Origin of the sequence: Acinetobacter sp. XH1741 (genome assembly GCF_041021895.1) — a bacterium.
Taxonomy (GTDB): Bacteria; Pseudomonadota; Gammaproteobacteria; order Pseudomonadales; family Moraxellaceae; genus Acinetobacter.
Genome location: NZ_CP157428.1, coordinates 155,720 through 173,078 on the forward strand (window position 1 = coordinate 155,720; position 17,359 = coordinate 173,078).

The 17,359-nt window shown below is 37.9% G+C and carries 18 protein-coding genes; 9 read left to right on the forward strand and 9 right to left on the reverse strand.

From position 1 onward, the window contains the following. Window positions 1-7: 7 nt before the first annotated feature. A complete protein-coding gene (locus tag ABLB96_RS00840) occupies window positions 8-580 on the reverse strand; it encodes a hypothetical protein (protein WP_348895755.1) in 573 nt (190 codons plus the stop codon). A 136-nt stretch (window positions 581-716) separates the two neighbouring features. Further along, window positions 717-1,187 (reverse strand): Holliday junction resolvase-like protein, encoded by a 471-nt coding sequence (locus tag ABLB96_RS00845; RefSeq protein ID WP_348895756.1) that lies wholly within the window; start codon window positions 1,185-1,187, stop codon window positions 717-719. Between the two features lie 158 nt (window positions 1,188-1,345). On the opposite strand from ABLB96_RS00845, the gene ABLB96_RS00850 reads away from it, so the two are divergent. The 4 genes from ABLB96_RS00850 (at window position 1,346) to yccS (ending at window position 6,270) form a co-directional block, all read left to right on the forward strand. Beyond that, window positions 1,346-1,990, forward strand: coding sequence for a ParA family protein (locus ABLB96_RS00850; protein ID WP_348895757.1), 645 nt, complete (start codon window positions 1,346-1,348; stop codon window positions 1,988-1,990). Between the two features lie 124 nt (window positions 1,991-2,114). Then, the gene (locus ABLB96_RS00855; RefSeq protein WP_348895758.1) at window positions 2,115-3,227 is read left to right on the forward strand and encodes an AI-2E family transporter; all 1,113 of its coding nucleotides are present in this window, start codon (window positions 2,115-2,117) and stop codon (window positions 3,225-3,227) included. A gap of 122 nt (window positions 3,228-3,349) precedes the next feature. Next, the gene (gene sodC, locus ABLB96_RS00860; protein WP_348895759.1) at window positions 3,350-3,925 is read left to right on the forward strand and encodes a superoxide dismutase [Cu-Zn] SodC; all 576 of its coding nucleotides are present in this window, start codon (window positions 3,350-3,352) and stop codon (window positions 3,923-3,925) included. A gap of 194 nt (window positions 3,926-4,119) precedes the next feature. Then, on the forward strand, window positions 4,120-6,270 hold the full coding sequence (gene yccS / locus ABLB96_RS00865) for a YccS family putative transporter (RefSeq protein WP_348895760.1): 2,151 nt from the start codon (window positions 4,120-4,122) through the stop codon (window positions 6,268-6,270). A 37-nt stretch (window positions 6,271-6,307) separates the two neighbouring features. On the opposite strand, the gene ABLB96_RS00870 is transcribed toward yccS, so the two are convergent. Together ABLB96_RS00870 and ABLB96_RS00875 are read right to left on the reverse strand one after the other, a co-directional pair. Beyond that, window positions 6,308-7,537 carry an MFS transporter gene (locus ABLB96_RS00870; RefSeq protein WP_348895761.1) on the reverse strand — a complete coding sequence of 410 codons (1,230 nt, stop codon included), beginning with the start codon at window positions 7,535-7,537 and terminating at the stop codon, window positions 6,308-6,310. Between the two features lie 369 nt (window positions 7,538-7,906). After that, window positions 7,907-8,272, reverse strand: a complete 366-nt coding sequence (locus ABLB96_RS00875; protein ID WP_348895762.1) for a hypothetical protein — start codon at window positions 8,270-8,272, stop codon at window positions 7,907-7,909. Between the two features lie 222 nt (window positions 8,273-8,494). On the opposite strand from ABLB96_RS00875, the gene ABLB96_RS00880 reads away from it, so the two are divergent. Continuing rightward, window positions 8,495-9,082 (forward strand): NAD(P)H-dependent oxidoreductase, encoded by a 588-nt coding sequence (locus ABLB96_RS00880; RefSeq protein WP_348895763.1) that lies wholly within the window; start codon window positions 8,495-8,497, stop codon window positions 9,080-9,082. A gap of 13 nt (window positions 9,083-9,095) precedes the next feature. Next, entirely contained in the window at window positions 9,096-9,410 is a 315-nt protein-coding gene (locus tag ABLB96_RS00885) for a putative quinol monooxygenase (RefSeq protein WP_348895764.1), read from the forward strand. 45 nt (window positions 9,411-9,455) lie between these two features. Here ABLB96_RS00885 and ABLB96_RS00890 read toward each other — a convergent pair whose 3' ends face one another. Next, window positions 9,456-9,824, reverse strand: coding sequence for a hypothetical protein (locus ABLB96_RS00890; protein WP_348895765.1), 369 nt, complete (start codon window positions 9,822-9,824; stop codon window positions 9,456-9,458). A gap of 94 nt (window positions 9,825-9,918) precedes the next feature. After that, complete coding sequence (locus ABLB96_RS00895) at window positions 9,919-11,328, reverse strand: FAD-binding oxidoreductase (RefSeq protein WP_348895766.1); 1,410 nt, start codon at window positions 11,326-11,328, stop codon at window positions 9,919-9,921. A gap of 380 nt (window positions 11,329-11,708) precedes the next feature. On the opposite strand from ABLB96_RS00895, the gene serA reads away from it, so the two are divergent. The 3 genes from serA (at window position 11,709) to ABLB96_RS00910 (ending at window position 14,880) form a co-directional block, all read left to right on the forward strand. Continuing rightward, window positions 11,709-12,941, forward strand: coding sequence for a phosphoglycerate dehydrogenase (gene serA / locus ABLB96_RS00900; RefSeq protein ID WP_348895767.1), 1,233 nt, complete (start codon window positions 11,709-11,711; stop codon window positions 12,939-12,941). Between the two features lie 98 nt (window positions 12,942-13,039). After that, window positions 13,040-13,924 (forward strand): EamA family transporter, encoded by an 885-nt coding sequence (locus tag ABLB96_RS00905; RefSeq protein ID WP_348895768.1) that lies wholly within the window; start codon window positions 13,040-13,042, stop codon window positions 13,922-13,924. A 92-nt stretch (window positions 13,925-14,016) separates the two neighbouring features. After that, on the forward strand, window positions 14,017-14,880 hold the full coding sequence (locus tag ABLB96_RS00910; RefSeq protein ID WP_348895769.1) for an EamA family transporter: 864 nt from the start codon (window positions 14,017-14,019) through the stop codon (window positions 14,878-14,880). Window positions 14,881-14,887: 7 nt separating this feature from the next. Here the strand turns inward: ABLB96_RS00910 and ABLB96_RS00915 are convergent, their stop codons facing one another. The 3 genes from ABLB96_RS00915 to truB form a co-directional block, all read right to left on the reverse strand. Continuing rightward, window positions 14,888-15,331, reverse strand: coding sequence for a hemerythrin domain-containing protein (locus ABLB96_RS00915; protein WP_001019905.1), 444 nt, complete (start codon window positions 15,329-15,331; stop codon window positions 14,888-14,890). Between the two features lie 212 nt (window positions 15,332-15,543). After that, window positions 15,544-16,320, reverse strand: a complete 777-nt coding sequence (locus ABLB96_RS00920) for a TSUP family transporter (protein ID WP_348895770.1) — start codon at window positions 16,318-16,320, stop codon at window positions 15,544-15,546. Between the two features lie 19 nt (window positions 16,321-16,339). Then, window positions 16,340-17,245, reverse strand: a complete 906-nt coding sequence (truB, locus tag ABLB96_RS00925) for a tRNA pseudouridine(55) synthase TruB (RefSeq protein WP_348895771.1) — start codon at window positions 17,243-17,245, stop codon at window positions 16,340-16,342. Window positions 17,246-17,359: the final 114 nt, after the last annotated feature.

Below are 17,359 nucleotides of genomic sequence, written 5' to 3' on the forward strand. Positions count from 1 at the left end.
TTTTAATTTAAATATTTTGTTTTTCAACCCAATGAATCGATTGAACACGGAATAATTCACAAGCACCATCACCAGTATCACCTGGAGTTAAAGATGATCGCCAAACTAAATTTTTATCTTTAATTTCGACGAGTTCCCCTTTGAGATAAACCAAATCACCGCGTTTAACTTGTTTGATTTGCTGAGCAATCTGAGGGCTCGCAGGAATGATGTGCATATTTGACACCATTTGCATTGCTTGGTCAGCAGGTACCGGAAGCTTACTCATTTTCCAGTTCAAATAACGGTCATATTGCTTAACTGAAATCGTACGAGCAATATCTGGTTTGGCGAACAGCCCCCAACTTACGGCATAATCGATTGGAGAAAATTTAGCTTGTTCATCATTTTTATATATTTTTGAACCTAAGATTCGAAAATTACCCTGAAATGGCTGTAATACAGAAATTGACTGATCTTTTTCAATGGGTAACAAGCCATTAGCAATATTATATTCACCAGAGGTAGAGGATGTCGAAGCAAAAGCCGAGCTGATACATAAAGAGGCCAATAAGCCTATCATTACATGTTGTTTTTTCATCGCTTTATACCTCAAATATTGCCAGATCAAATACAGTAGATCTCTAATTTATGGTAGCTCTAAGCGATGAAAAAAATATCGGAATTTAGTAACAATACAGATCAATTTCGTCTATTTTTGTGCTTAATTAAATAGATTATAAATCTTCAAAATCTATTCTTAAGGTTTCAAAACGAACCTTCCCTTCTCTTACCGCTTGAGCAATTGCTTGCTGACCTTTTGTTAGACGAGCACCGCCACTTTTTACATCAAGTAAAATAATCTGAATGTCATCGGCAGTCCCATCACCATCTCTAAAATCGGTATAACCATCAAAAATAACATAATCAACCGGATCGCCTAAAAACTTGGCATCACTCGGTAAATATTGAAACTCAGGTAAAATCGGGGCAAATTGTTCTGCCATTTTTCCCTTTAATACTGCACGGCTTGTATTAACACTTCGCTTTTGTGCTTGAGCAAGGGCTTGTTGATGCTCAAGCTCTAACTCAGCAATATATTGTTCATATTCAGCCTTGATTCGGCCATTACGGGTATTTGATAAAATGAGTGTAGTGATAATAATACCAATACCAGCACCAATAAGCATGGCCAGCCATACAGACATAAATTTTCCTTAACAAATACAAATCACAGCAACAGATGAGCAATCATATCTAAAATTACGAAGCAGCTTAAACTTTTGTCAAAGGTGGTCCTCTACTTCACCTAAAAAGATGCTAAGGTATAAGTAAAACAAGTGTGCTGCTGAATATAACTGAATTTATGAAAACGATACTTATTGCAAATCAAAAAGGCGGATGCGGAAAAACCATGACAGCCATTACGCTGGCAACAGCTTTGGCACAAAAAGGATATAAAGTAGCATTGGCTGACTCTGATAACCAAAAATCTTCCTTACAATGGTTAAAGCAACGTCCAGAAAATGTAGCTGCGATTCAAAGCCTCGACTGGCGTCATGAAAAATCAATTGGTGATGCGCCTAAAAATTTAGATTATTTAATTATTGATGCGCCGGGTGCTCTGTCAGGCGACCATGCTGAACAATTAGTCAGCGAAGCTCATGCCATTATTACACCGCTTCAGCCTTCATTTTTTGATATCGATAGTACACGTCGTTTTCTCAAGCATTTGCAAGATATTAAGCGTATTCGTAAAGGTAAAGTACAAATATTACTGCTTGCAAATCGCGTTAAACCGAATAGTGCTAGCTCAAAAGATATTCAGCAATTCTTTGAAAAAATCGAACATGAACCTATTGCGTGGATTGCAGAGCGTAGTGCTTATGGCAGTTTAGCAATGCAGGGTTTAAGTGTATTTGATAAACCACAAAAGAACTTTGTTGCAATTCAAACTCAGTGGCAGCCTCTTTTAAATAAACTGATTGAAGATAAATCTGAGTGGTTTTAAAAACTATCTTTTTAGTTTCATTGTGCAAGATGAATAAATAAGCACGGCTGCTTAAAATTTGCCTCAAGTCATTTTTCAGTTAATATGACTTTATTCGATTTAAAAAATTAGAGACATTTTGTTCGTGCATCAATACGCCCCTACTTTACAGCGCGTTTTATTATTTGGATTATTTTTCATCCTGATATTTTTAGGATTTAACATTCTAAAGTACTTTATTGTACCTGTAGTTTGGGCTGCCATCATTGCCTATATGACTTGGCCTATTTATTTAAGAATACAGCGTTTTTTTGGTGAAAACCGTAATAATTTAAATGCCACAGTCATGATTAGCTTAGTCATCTTAGTGGTTGGTATTCCACTTATATGTGCTATTTTTATTTTGCAACATGAAGGCCGTAACCTCTATCTTGATTTACAGCGGCAGGTCTTTTCTGGTCATTTAAGCGTTCCTGATTTCATTACAAATCTTCCTTTTATTGGCAAAGAAATAACTCGAACACTCAATGATATAAATACTGATCCCAATAGTACGATTCAGAGTATTGCCGCTTGGTTTCAAAGCAATTTAAGTTATGGACGTGTATTACTCAATGAAATTAGTAAAAATATAGTCAAACTTGGATTTGCAATTTTAACGCTTTTCTTCTTTTATCGTGACGGCCACACCATCTTGACCCAAGTAAGTAAAGCTTTAGAAATGGTGATCGGCCTACGTATTCATCATTATCTTGATACGATTTCAGAAACTACGCGTGCCGTTGTTTATGGTGTGGGTTTAACTGCAATTGCTCAAGCAGTACTTGCTGGATTAAGTTATTTCGTCGCAGGTGTACCCAATCCAATGGTACTCACCATTGCAACATTCTTATTAGCACTCATTCCTTTTGGTACCCCTGTTTCCTATTTAGGCGTTGGCCTATGGTTGTTCTCTCAGGGACAAACTATGGAAGCGATTGGAGTTATTGCATGGGGTGTTCTGATTGTAAGTAGTGCAGACAATGTGATTCGCCCTCTTGTTATCTCTGGTGCGACCCAAATTCCGTTTTTAGTCATTATGTTCGGCGTACTCGGTGGTATTGCGAGTTTTGGTTTAGTAGGCTTGTTTATTGGACCAGTTATTTTAGCTGTTTTATTAGCGATTTGGCGTGAATGGCTTCATGAAACAATTGACCCTGAACCACTGCCAAAAACAACCATGATTTATGATTCTGACGATGATTTACCTCCGCCTTAAAACTAAACTAATGATTTAAAAATGTTTCAGGATACAAAGTGACTATTTAAATTAACTTGTAGGGCTAACGTACCTTTGCTTGAATGAGAAAATCAGATTTATATTTATAAGGACAATTAATAATGACAGCATTTAATAAAATTAGTGCAGTATGCGCACTTACAGCTTTTTTAACAGTTGGTTGTAGCACGGTAAGCAAAACAGTATCTGACACGACTCATGCATTAACCACCATGCATACCAAAAAAGTAGTCGATGTAAATGAAGTAACAGCCAATGGTATTGGTAAAAAAATTGGTACGATTAGCTTTCAAGACAGTGATAAAGGCTTAATCATTACCCCTGCTTTGGCGGATTTACCAAGTGGTACTCGAGGTTTTCACATCCATGAAAATGCATCTTGTGCTCCTGGTGTTAAAGATGGAAAACCTGGTGCTGCTTTAGCTGCAGGTAGCCACTACAACCCTAACCAAGCACCACACCATGGTACTCCGACCACAGGTCACTTAGGCGACTTACCTGTTTTAGTAGTTGATAACACAGGTGTTGCGACAACTGCTGTCATCGCTCCACGTCTAAAACTTGCTGATATAAAAGGTCATGCCATCATGATCCACGCTGGTGGTGATAATTATTCAGACTCTCCTCAACCATTAGGTGGTGGCGGAGCACGAATCGCATGTGGTGTCATTCAGTAATTTATTATTGTTTTAAATTGTGGGTATCTAAAAAGATATCCACAATTTAGCTATTTTATTGAACACTTTAATTGATTTAACCATTATAAAATCTTAAAAAATTAACTGACTTTCTTAGATAAAACGCATAATATTTTTCACGTAATAAAAATTTAAATATTCCTTTGTCACGTACCCTCTTCTAGAAAAAAGCCGTGAATTATCTAATCCAAACATTTAATCGTTTTAAATCGAATTCAATTTTAATTTACTGTCTGCAAATTTTAATTGTACTCACAGGCACAACCTTAGGCTTCCGCTGGTTAGGCCATAATGAGCTTATTGTCCCTGTGACTTTAGGTGCAATTGCTGCTGCACTCACCGATTTTGATGATCGCTTAAGTCTTCGTTTACGTAACCTGCTGTATGTTTGCCTACTCTTTTTTACTGTCAGCACTATTCTTGGATTTTTAGCACCTTATAAAATTTTATTTATTTTATATCTATCAATTTCAAGTGCTTGTTTTATTTTATTAGGTGCTTTAGGTCAGCGCTACGCTACTATTTCTTTTGGTACAATTTTACTTTCGATCTACAGCATGTTTGGTTTAGGAGAATATGCCCATTGGTACCAACAACCGATTTATTTTGTATATGGTGCACTATGGTACGGATTAACTTCTATTTTATTTTTCATTCTCAAACCTACACTTCCTTTACAAGATAAACTTTCACAAATTTTTGAAGAAATCTCGGCTTTACTTCAGGCTAAAGCACGTCTGTTCGATCCAGACAACAAAGAAAATGTAGAGCAGCTTTTATTTGAGTTATCGCTACAAAATACACAAGTTGCGCAAAGTCTTAATCAAATCCGTAGTTCCCTGCTGACCCGACTTAAAGCCTCACGTGTCAGTAATAAAAGTATTTACTGGCTAAACCTGTATTTCTTTGCACGAGATATACATGAGCAGGCAACGTCTAATTATTTACATTACGAACAGATTCAGCAGAATTTTAGCCGCAGTGATCTCATTTTTCGTTTTCAAAAAAATCTGCGCTTACAAGCCCAAGCTTGCCAAGATTTAGCCCAATGTATTTTGCATAATCAACAATATCAGTCTTCCGAGCAAGGACAGCTTGTCTTAAACCATTTAGAAAGTTCTTTAAAAGACTGGATAAAACAGCATCCACAAAATTTTGAAGTTAAAAATTTAAAGCTGATTTTTAATAATTTAAAAGGAATGCATGAACAGTTTGAACAACTTCAATATGCTCAACCATTTGGTGAAACGCTTAATCAGAACAAGCAAGAACATCTCAACTTACTTGATGATGATATTCAAGGATTTTCAGACCTTGTCTTAAAAATTCGGCAGCAGCTCACCCCTCAATCGGCTTTATTTAGACATGCAATACGAATTGCATTCGTGTTTGCTGCAGGTTACGTCATTTCATTATTACCTTTTGCTCAGCATGGCTACTGGATTTTGCTCACCAGTTTATTTGTTTGCCAAATTACTTATTTTGCAACCAAAAGCCGTTTAAAACTCAGAACAATTGGAACCTTACTTGGTGTTTTATTAGGGATTCCTATTTTATATTTTGTTCCAAGTATTGATGGCCAACTCATTCTTACCATTATTTGTGGTGTGAGCTTTTTTTACTTACGCCAGAAGAAATATGCCTTGGCAACGCTCATGGCAACCCTTATGGTATTGCTTATTTTCAATTTAAAAGGTGCCGGCTACAGCATTATTTTACCCCGCCTCATCGACACATTATTAGGCTGCTTTATTGCTTGGCTTGCCGTTAACTTTATATGGCCGGACTGGAACTTTCGAAACATTCCAAACAATATTAAAAAGAGTAGCCAAGCCACACTGGATTATTTCAATGTGATTGTTGAGCAATACCAGCATGGTAAAAACCAAGACATTGAATATCGTAGAATTCGCCGCGCTGCACATAATGCACAGATTGAGCTATCTAATATGATTTCAAGCTTAAGTGCTGAGCCCAATCCAAAACCAGAGCTGATTCATTATGCTTTTCGTTATCTAGTTTATAGCCATAGCCAGTTGAGTTATGTTGCAGCCTTAGGTAGCCAAAGACAAAAAATTGAGGATCATCAGGTATTACAGCTTTTACTAGATTGTCAGCACATTCTTAATCAAAATTTGTTTGAACAAGCTCCCGTTGACTTTAACTTTCTTGAGCAAACTTTAAAACAAATTCAACGCCTAACAACTCATGAGCAACTCTCGGAAAGTTATTCCCTCGTCTTAAAACAAATGAGTTTATTATTAGAAACCTTGCCTGAATTACTCAACCTTAAAGGCAAACTTTTAGAACAAGAGATTAAGTAAAATAGAAAATACCGGAATATAAATTCCGGTATTTTTTTTAATGTAAGTCTTGAGCAACTCTTTCCTGCATTTCCCGTTTTAAAGCTAAACGTGGTTGAGTAAACCATAGCGCAATAAAAGCAAAAGCAGATAAGACGAAAGCCCATAAATGAAATTGAGTATAGAGATAACGCACCAGCTCAATCATTGCAAAAAAGCTCGTCATCAATAACATTGAAACAGCCGCAGCCACAGTTCCTTTTGACACTTCAGATGACATGAGTGCAAAGCGGTACAAGACTGAGAAACTAATTCCTTCCCCAAAGCAAATGAGCGTCATACCAGTGAGCAAGCAAGGAATTAAATAGGTCTGCCATACAACACCTAATATTAAAATGAGTGTACCAGTGAGCATAATAGGTAAACCGATTAGCACTGTTTTACCTAAAGCCAAACGGTCAATAATTTTAATTAAAACAATGTTACCTACGATCAAACCTAGAAATACTGGAAACTGTGCTAAACCATATTGCACACTCGTGAGCTTGAGTTCATCTACCAAAATAATTGGCGATAATGCAATCCAGAGCATCAGCGGCATACCGACAAGCGGTAAGGCTAGCGTTAAACCAAGAAATTGCCGATTGCTAAATACCTTTTTAAAGTCATCAAAAAGATAGCTAAAAGGTTGTTTGGTTACACTTACCTTCTGACCAGGCATTTGTTTCTTTAAACCCACCCAACTCAGCAGTGCAAGCAGCGCAATTGCTACAAAGCCCCAATGCCAAGAAACATAGTCAATAAGAAACGCACCCAATACTGGTCCAAGTAAAGGAGCGAGCAAGGAAATATTCGCCATGAGTGCCATGACTTTAATGGCATCACGCTCCGCAAAATTTTCTTGAATCGCTGCATATCCCACTGCTGAAATTACGCTTAAACCAATACCTTGTAAAAATCGTAATGTTAGAAAGTGTTCAATATTTCGCGTTAATAAAATTAAAAAACAGCATAAGGCAAAAAATAAGACACCAGCCAAAAGTACTTTTTTACGACCTAAACGATCTGATAAAGGCCCAAGTAACCATGCAACAGATGCACCACCTAATAAATAAAATGACATTGAAGATGGTGCCCAAGTTGCACTTACACCAAAATCTTCAGTAATCGCCAACATCGCTGGCTGAATCAGGTCATTACCAATATAAACCGCAAATTCAAATAGCACTAAAGCTAAAGGAAACATCAACGTTGTACGGTTCAACGCTGTCGTTTGAATATTTTTCATGAGTTTGTACACTTCAAAATAGCAGCCAAAATGTCTCAGTAACTACATATTGAAATAAATAATGTAGTCATGACGATGACAGTAAGGTCAGTCAATCTTTAGTTAAGTTGTTATATGCCGTGAGAGTGCATGTTTTGAATGTGAAACACCGTATTCACAAGGTGTCTAAGACAAGAAAAAACGTATGACGTGAGATTCGGTAATTTTTACCATTTGGCCTAATTGCCGCGTGACACAATATCACTTTTTAAATTGATCAGCAATCGGGCAATTCTTTCGATTTTAAATTCTATATTTTGGTTATTACCATCTCATTTTTAAGTTGTGGATAACCTTAAAGTTATCCACATATCCCGTAAACATTTGGCCTTAAGGACAAGGATTGACTTGAAAATCCGCTGTTTCCTGCCCTTTTGTACATTGATAACTTTGTTTTTTATTAACGATTTTCCAAACGGTTTGATCTCGTTTTAATAAATATTCAGTACGTGTTTTTGATATAGCATCTTCACTAGGCATGGTCTGTAAAATGGTTACTTGTGCATTAGAAGCGTTATCTAAAGCATTCATTTGCTGAGAAATACTTAAGTTACTTGCATTATTTAAAAGATTGGGTTGATCCAACAAAACAGCTTGTATCGGACTATTGGCTTGAGGGGGCGGTGGATTCACATGAGGTGTACACGCACTCAGAAACAATACATTCAACACCATGAGTAAACCAATTTTTTTCATACTCAACTCCACCACACTTCACCTTGATGCTAAAGGCTTCACACAATTTTTTCCGTTCAACTTTGTAAAGTGCTTATCTTTGAAATGCTAGAGCATAGAGTGTTTAACTTAGTATTAGTGATTTTTAATCAATAATATTTTCCAAATTACTGCATTTTTCTATAAGAGTAAGTTCTCTAAAGTACCCAGCAAGTTTAGGAATTTAATTAGAGTAACTCCCCCATGAGTAATATTTTAGTCATTAATGGCGCCAAACAGTTTGCACACTCAAACGGTGAACTAAATGACACACTCACCACATTGGCAACTGACCATCTCAGTAATTTAGGTCATCAGGTACAGGTCACTCGTGCAGATAGCGATTACGATGCAGAAACCGAAGTAGAAAAGTTCTTATGGGCCGATGTGGTAATTTACCAAATGCCAGGTTGGTGGATGGGTGCACCGTGGACAGTCAAAAAATATATTGATGATGTATTTACGGCAGGTCACGGCTCATTATATGCAAACGATGGCCGTAGCCGCTCTGATGCTTCAAAAAAATATGGCTCAGGTGGCCTAATTCACGACAAAAAATATATGCTTTCTCTTACATGGAATGCGCCGATAGAAGCATTTGAGGATGGAGATCAGTTCTTTCACGGCGTGGGTGTAGATGGTGTTTATTTACCATTTCATAAAGCAAATCAGTTTTTGGGTATGAACACGCTGCCAACGTTTATTGTAAACGACGTGATTAAAATGCCTGACGTTGATAGTTATGTTGAAGAATATAAAGCACACTTAAACACCGTATTTACAGCAGTTTAATAAGGAGAGAATCATGCTTACCATTATTGCGGAAATTCGTACTCGATCAGGCGGACAGCACCGCCAAAACGTACTGAATGCATTTCAAAAAATCATTCCAACTGTTTTAGCAGAAGAAGGTTGCCATGGTTATGAACCTTTAATTGATCACAAATCAAATGCAAGCTTCCAGACTCAAGAGCCAGATACCATTGTCATGCTAGAAAAATGGGAAAGTGTTGCTCACCTTGAAGCCCATTTAGCGACACCTCATATGCAAGCGCATCATGCAGCTGTTAAAGACGATGTAATTGATGTCAAAATTAAAATTTTAGAAAGTGGCATATAATTTAGTGCATAAAAAAAGACGATATATTTATCGTCTTTTTCATTTTTAAGAACAAAGCTGTGTTTGGAGACCTCTAGAACCCTTCCCTCTCGCACATTGATAGCTCTTTTGCTTATTTTGCAATAGCCACTTTTCATCGATCAATTTAAATGAATATTCTGTTCGAATCGCGGAAACAGAGTCATCCATTAAACCAGTTTGAATGACCGTAATGCGGGAAACTGTTGGAGATTCTACACGGTTAAAGACTTGCTGAACCGAAGTATTATTATGCTCTTTTACGATCTCAGGTTGAGCTTTAAGTACTTGTTGCATTGGGGTTTCCGAACCCACAAAAGGAATTAATTTACTCGTTGTTGCACAACCAGTGATAAGTCCAGCACAAAGAACTGGAATCAAAAATAAGCGTTGCATCGTTATCACCAAAAACAAAAGGCATAGCTTTATGATGCTATGCCTTTGTTGGTTACTCTGTAGAAACTATGTAGTTCTACGAAAGAAGCCTTATTTAAAGATCAAATAATTTACCTGGGTTCATCAAACCTTTCGGATCAAATACTTTCTTCAAAGCCTTCATGTATTCAATTTCTTCAGCTGAACGCGAATATTCCAAATATGGCTTTTTCGTCATGCCCACGCCATGCTCGGCAGAGATTGAACCATCATATTTTTTCACGGTATCAAACACATATTTATTGACCACCTGACACTTCGCAAAGAACTCATCTTTGGTTAAGTTTTCAGGTTTTAAAATATTTAAGTGCAAGTTACCGTCACCAATATGGCCGAACCAGCAAATTTCAAAGTCAGGATAGTTTTCTTGAACAATCGCATCAATTTCACGAATAAATGCAGGCACGTGAGTAATTAATACTGAAATATCGTTTTTATATGGAATAAACGGCGCGATTGATTCAGAAATATCTTCACGTAAACGCCATAAGCTTTCTACTTGGTCAAGACTTTGGCTCATAACGCCATCCAGTACCCAACCTTGCTCCATACAATGCTCGAAAATTTCCATCGCTTTATCGATAATCGGCTCGTATGGTGCTTCAAACTCAAGCAATACATAGAACGGGCATTCAGTTTCGAATGGACGTTGTACATGACCATTATTTAAAACTTTTTGCATTGCAAGTTCACCAAAGAACTCAAATGCTGTTAAATCGATATCTTTTTGGAATGCATGTAATACAGGCATTACTGCATCAAAATCAGGAACACCTAATACTAAAACTTGTAAGTTTTGTGGTTGGCGCTCAAGTTTAATTTCTGCTTCAGTCACTAAACCTAGTGTACCTTCACCACCAATAAACAAATGCTGTAATGCATAACCAGTTGCATTTTTAACCATGCCTTTGTTTAAACGCAGAATATCACCTTTACCGGTTACTACAGTTAAACCAAGTATCCAGTTACGTGTCATGCCATATTTAATAACTTTAATACCGCCGGCATTTGTTCCGATATTACCGCCAATCTGGCTAGAACCTGCTGATGCGAAGTCCACTGGATAATACATGCCTTGTTCTTCAGCATAATTTTGCAATTGCTCAGTCACAACACCCGCTTGTACTCGAACCATGCGATCTGCTGGGAAGAACTCAAGAATCTGGTTCATTTTGTCCATGCTAATGACAATTTCACCATTAGTTGCAACAGCACCAGCAGAGAGACCAGTACGACCACCTGACGGTGTAATCGCGACATTAAACTGGTTTGCAAGCTTTACAACTGCCTGAACTTGTTCAGTCGTTGATGGAAAAACGATGACCGATGGGTTCGGATTAAAATGCTTGGTATGATCTTTACCCCAGTTTTCGAGACTATCAGCATCGGTTTTAATACGGTTTTCACCGACGATTGCTGTTAATTGGGTAAGTAACTCAGGTGTTAAAGCGACTGGAGCATTCATCGTTTGCAGACCTAGCAAGAAGTAAACTGTGGTGGGACTATGACCTCATATTTCTCAAGGTTTTCACCTGAGCAAAGCCATAATGTTCAAGGAACTCCTATATTCTACATGTAACCGCACAAGCGATAAAGTTCAGAATAGAGATACTGTCACTACAAAACATGTTTAACGCTAATAAATGCTTTTCTATAACGCTTTCAAAGAAAAATCGAGTTGAAATGATATGCCAAGCATATTTTAAAACGCTCGACAAGCCATAAACAGAAGTGATTAGACATAGCTAAAATTGCCATAAGGCGATGGTATAAACGAAATATCTATAGCACCGCCCAATATGTTATTATACCGCCACCAAATTTGGCCTTTGTAGCGGAGCCGTAATGAGCCAACATCTTTCACTACCTAAAGATAAAATCCGTTTCCTTTTGTTAGAAGGCGTTCACCAAAACGCAGTCGATACTTTGAACGCTGCGGGTTATACCAATATTGACTATCGTAAAACTGCTCTTGAAGGCGAAGCGCTTAAAGAAGCGGTTAAAGATGCTCACTTTATTGGTATTCGTTCGCGTACCCAATTGACTGAAGAAGTTTTCGAAGCTGCAAACAAATTGATCGCAGTAGGTTGTTTCTGTATCGGAACAAACCAAGTTGATCTTAAAGCAGCGATGGCACGTGGTATTCCTGTATTCAACGCACCGTATTCAAATACGCGTTCGGTTGCAGAGCTTGTACTTGCTGAAACGATTCTTCTTCTTCGCCGTGTTCCTGAAAAGTCAGCGGCTTGTCATCGTGGTGGTTGGGACAAATCTGCTGTGGGTTCTTTCGAAACTCGTGGCAAAACTTTAGGTATTGTGGGTTACGGTTCCATCGGTTCTCAACTTTCAGTTCTTGCTGAAAGCATGGGTATGCATGTCATTTATTATGATGCAGTAACTAAATTACCAATGGGTAATGCTCGCCAAGTTGGTTCTTTAGATGAACTTTTAGCAACTGCAGACGTTGTAACGTTGCACGTGCCAGATGTTCCATCTACACGCAACTTCTTCACTAAAGAACAATTTGCGAAAATGAAAGAAGGCGCGATCTTCTTAAATGCTGCACGTGGTACATGTGTCGTAATTGAAGACTTAGCTGATGCAATCAAATCTGGCCATATCGCTGGTGCAGCAGTTGATGTGTTCCCTAAAGAACCAAAAGCAAATGGTGAAGAATTCCAATCTCCACTTCGCGGCTTAGACAATGTGATTTTAACGCCTCACGTTGGTGGTTCAACCATGGAAGCGCAAGCAAACATCGGTTTAGAAGTTGCAGAGAAATTTGTTGCTTACTCAGACAAGGGTATGACACTTTCTGCGGTTAACTTCCCAGAAATCGCATTACCATTGACCGCTGGTCAACACCGTTTATTGCACATCCACAAAAACGTACCAGGTGTATTGTCTAAAATTAACAACTTGTTTGCTGAACAAGGTATCAACATTTCTGGTCAGTCACTTATGACTAAAGGTGACATCGGTTACCTTGTAATGGATGTTGACGCTTCTGCTTCTCACGAAGCTTTAGATATGTTGCATGAAGTTGAAGGTACAATTCGCGTGCGCGTATTGTTCTAATACGAACTGTAAATTTAAAAGCCACAGCATTGTCTGTGGCTTTTTTATGGGTATTTACATTATCATGTGAAAAGTATACCAATTGAACAAATAATAAAATGTCTAGTCCAAACCAGAAATCTCAGCTACATGCTTTGGGCTTTCTTATTCTTGCCATGTTAAGCGTCCAAAGTAGTGCATCTTTAGCTAAAGTCCTGTTTCAGAACTTCCCAGTGCTGACAGTATCGGCCATGCGCCTATGTATTGGTGCATGTATTCTGGCTATTATTTTTAAAATTTGGCGAATTAATTTTAGTCAGGTCCGCTGGAAAGCAATCTTGGCTTATGGATTTGCACTTGCAGGGATGAATGCCCTTTTTTATATGTCAATTGAACGCTTACCAATTGGTATTGCAGTTGCTTTTGAGTTTATTGGTCCTTTAAGTGTGGCGTTATATCACGCACGCCAGAAATATGATTTTGTCTGGGTCAGCTTCGCAATTATTGGTCTTATTTTACTGTTCCCCTTCAATCAAGCACATAGTTTGGATTGGGTCGGAGTTTTATTTGCAATGAGTGCAGGTGCTTGTTGGGCACTTTATATTATTGCCGGACAAAAACCTTCTGGTATCTCAGGCAACCATACTGTTTGTTTAGGGATGAGTGTGGGCGCATGCATCTTATTACCTATTACCCTGTTTTCAGGCTCAATGGGGCAAGTCATAGAGTTACCCTACCTTTTCTATTTTATTGGTCTAGCAATTTTAGCCAGTGCATTACCATTCTCTTTAGAAATGTTAGCACTACGCAATTTGACGCCTTTAAGCTTTGGTACATTGATGAGTCTCGAACCGGCAGTTGCGGCACTTTCTGGTTTTATTTTCTTAGGTGAATATCTGTTATGGAACCAATGGTTGGCACTAGCAACTATTATTACGGCTTCGGTTGGTTGCACCATTACCACCCAAAAAGCCCGCCAACAACGTGAGAAAACAGCAGGTTAACACTGTTAAATCTACTGGCTAAAACCCAGTATTCGTTATAATCGGTCAGTATTCGTTTTAAATATTAAATAAGGCGCTAAGGTATTTTTTCCATGCAAAATCTTCCCATTATTGCTGTGCTGTATATGATTTTGTCGATGGTCTCATACCAAATTAGTGCTTCATTTGCTAAGCAACTTATTGCAGCTTTAGATCCTCTTACTGTTACTGTTTTAAGGCTAAGTTTTGCGACTATTATTGTTGCTGTCATGTTTCGCTCATGGAAAATCTGGTCTCGCTTACCTTATTTAAAATGGCGCGATTTACTCATGTACTGTGCTGCTTTGGGCTTAATGAATATTTTATTTTACACCTCGCTTGGAAAACTTCCCCAAGGGATTGCTGTAGGCTTAGAATTTATTGGCCCATTAGGCCTTGCTTTGCTTTCGATTAAACAAAAAAGTGACTACATTTGGGTGGCTCTTGCCATGTTAGGTATCGCACTGATGGTGCCTTGGCAAGATCCTATACAACACCATTTTTCTTATATAGGAGCAGCCTGTGCACTTGGCGCAGGGTTTTGCTGGGCCGTCTATATTTATTTTGGTCAGAAAGTTGTGACTCAAAATATAGGTATGCATGCTTTAACTATCGGGATTGCTTTATCTGCCCTTACTTTATTGCCAATTGGTATCTGGCATAATGCCCCCGCATTACTTGAAACCCAGTACTGGGGAAAAGCTTTGTTAATTGCTGTTTTAGCCACTGCCATTCCCTATGCGCTCGACTTAATGGCACTCAAACAGCTGAGTAAATTAACTTACGGCACCCTATCGAGTTTAGCGCCCGCATTGGCAGCATTAACAGGTTTCTTATTACTTCACGAAGAAATCAGTATGCTGCAATGGGTAGCTTTAGCTTGCGTAATGATGGCCTCTATTGGAGTTACTTTAAGAAGTACTAAAAAAACTTCCTAGATTCGCTCTACTGCTGTTTTTTATATTTTTTATATTCCTTTAAATATTTATTGCCAAGTGTTTCTTTTTCGCTGTCTTTAAGAATTTTGCCGGCTTGCTGAAAAAATTTATGTTCTTCTTCTTTTAAATGGTGATGCACTTTTTCACTCAACTGTTTTGCAGTTGCTAACCAGCTTGGACTACTCATATCCGTTTTTTCTAGTTGTTCAACCAACTCATCCATTTCATGATGTTCAGATAAAGCATGTCGGGTAATATCCAAACCGACATCATCAAACATTAAAGGGATATATAAATAACGGTCTTCGGCAACTGAATGGGCATAAAGTTCATTTTTCAATGCATCAAATAATTCTTTTCGTTCTTCGGTTAAACCATGTGTCTGGATTAATTGTTCAGAAAGGTTGCGTTGATTTTCATGGCTTTCTCTTAATGCTTCGAAAATATTCATTCTCTTCCTCATTTTTAGCTAAAAAATCTTTTTTATTTCAAGGATTATCATACATTGAAATTGATGTTGTTTACGTAGCTTAAAATGAGACTATTTTTTACACAGTTTTCTTTCTAGTAAATTTCTGTAATGATTTTTATATTTCTAATTTTAAATGATACATAAAAGTATGAACTGTTATTTAACCTCAGTTCATACTTTCAATACCGTTGTTAGCCAGTAACAAACATTTGATAACCCAAACGACAAATCAAAATACTGACCAAAATTAAAAAGATAATACGAACAAATCCACTACCGTATTTAAGCGCGATACGTACTCCAACAACAGAACCAAGCACGTTTGCAACAGCCATCATTAAGCCAATGTGTAAAATAGCGTGTCCTGTCGGGATAAAGAAACTCAATGCAGCCAAATTGGTCATAAAATTACCAATTTTTGACAAAGCTGAAGCATGCAAGAAATCAACTTGTAAAAAACGGATAAAGAAGAAAATAAAGAAACTACCTGTACCTGGCCCAAAAATACCGTCATAAAAACCAATCGCTAAACTACCTATAGCAGCTAAAATCAGCATTTTATTAGTAATTTTTTGCTCAGTGTGAACCTGCCCGAAGTTCTTTTTAACTAGCGTATAAACGGCGATCACAATCAACATCACGAATACGAAAGGACGTAATACAGATTGAGGAATAAGCGATAGACAAGCTGCTCCAGCAAAAGAGCTAATCAGAGCACAAACTGCAATAACTGCTAAAAGCTTCCATTGCAACTTCACTCTTTTTGCAAATGTATAAGCAGCCGATGCCGTACCAAAAATGGATGAGACTTTATTGGTACCAATCACAGTAGCAGTCGACATGTTAGGAAAAGTACTCATGATACCTGGAATCTGGATGAGTCCACCGCCACCAACAGCAGCATCAATAGCTCCCGCAGTAAACGCAAAAAAGATCAAACTAAGGATAACATCCCATTCCATGCCCATGCTCTATACTCTATATCTACTACAAATTTAAGATACGTTTAGGTACCAACCGTTTTTTATCGGTAATCTCGGCTAACCCCAAACAGCGCTCACCCGAAAAAACCAACACTTCTGCTTCTGCAATATGATCAATATTGCTTTCCAGACCATTCGAAAAATATTTTTCCCGTCCTTCAGGAACCTGAATTTTTAAGAAATGGTCAATTGGAGCATACACCGGAAGTAATAAAGCTTCTCTTTGCTCTTCCGTTAAGCTTTCTAAATATTCAATCGTGTAACTTGGAATTAACTCAAAATGGCCAGTTTGAATACGGTGAAGCATAGTAAGGTGCCCACCACAACCCAGCGCTGTTCCGATATCTTCACCCAATACACGAATATATGTTCCTTTAGAACAAGTTACATCTAGCGTGATACTGTTTTCAGTAAATTCAATTAACTCTAAAGCATAAATCGTGACTGGACGTGCCTCACGCTCAATCTCTATCCCTTTTCTAGCAAGCTCATATAAAGGTCTACCTTCTTTTTTCAAAGCCGAGTACATAGGCGGAACTTGTTGAATATCGCCTCTGAACTTTTCTAGAGTTTGTTCAATAAGCTCTTGGTTCAGAACAGGAATAGAACGCTCCTGTAAAACTTCACCTTCTACATCACCTGTCGTCGTGATTTGGCCCAATCGAACTGTTGTACGATAGCGTTTTGTTGAGTCCAGCAAGTAATGTGAAAACTTAGTCGCCTCTCCTAAACAAATAGGTAGTAAGCCGGTCGCTAATGGATCTAATGCGCCAGTATGACCCGCCTTTTGGGCACGATAGAGCCAACGCACTTTTTGCAAAGCGGCGTTTGAACTTAGCCCTAATGGTTTATTTAATAGAAATACACCACTGATATGGCGACGAGAAATTTTTTGATTTTTTGTCGTCATTTTTACTGGAACACAAAGCTTGAAAAAAGTGCCGACATGTTAGCAAATTCGGCAGGATATTTTCAGAATATTTAGGTGCCTTTTCACTTATTTTATGGCACATTAATAATCGAG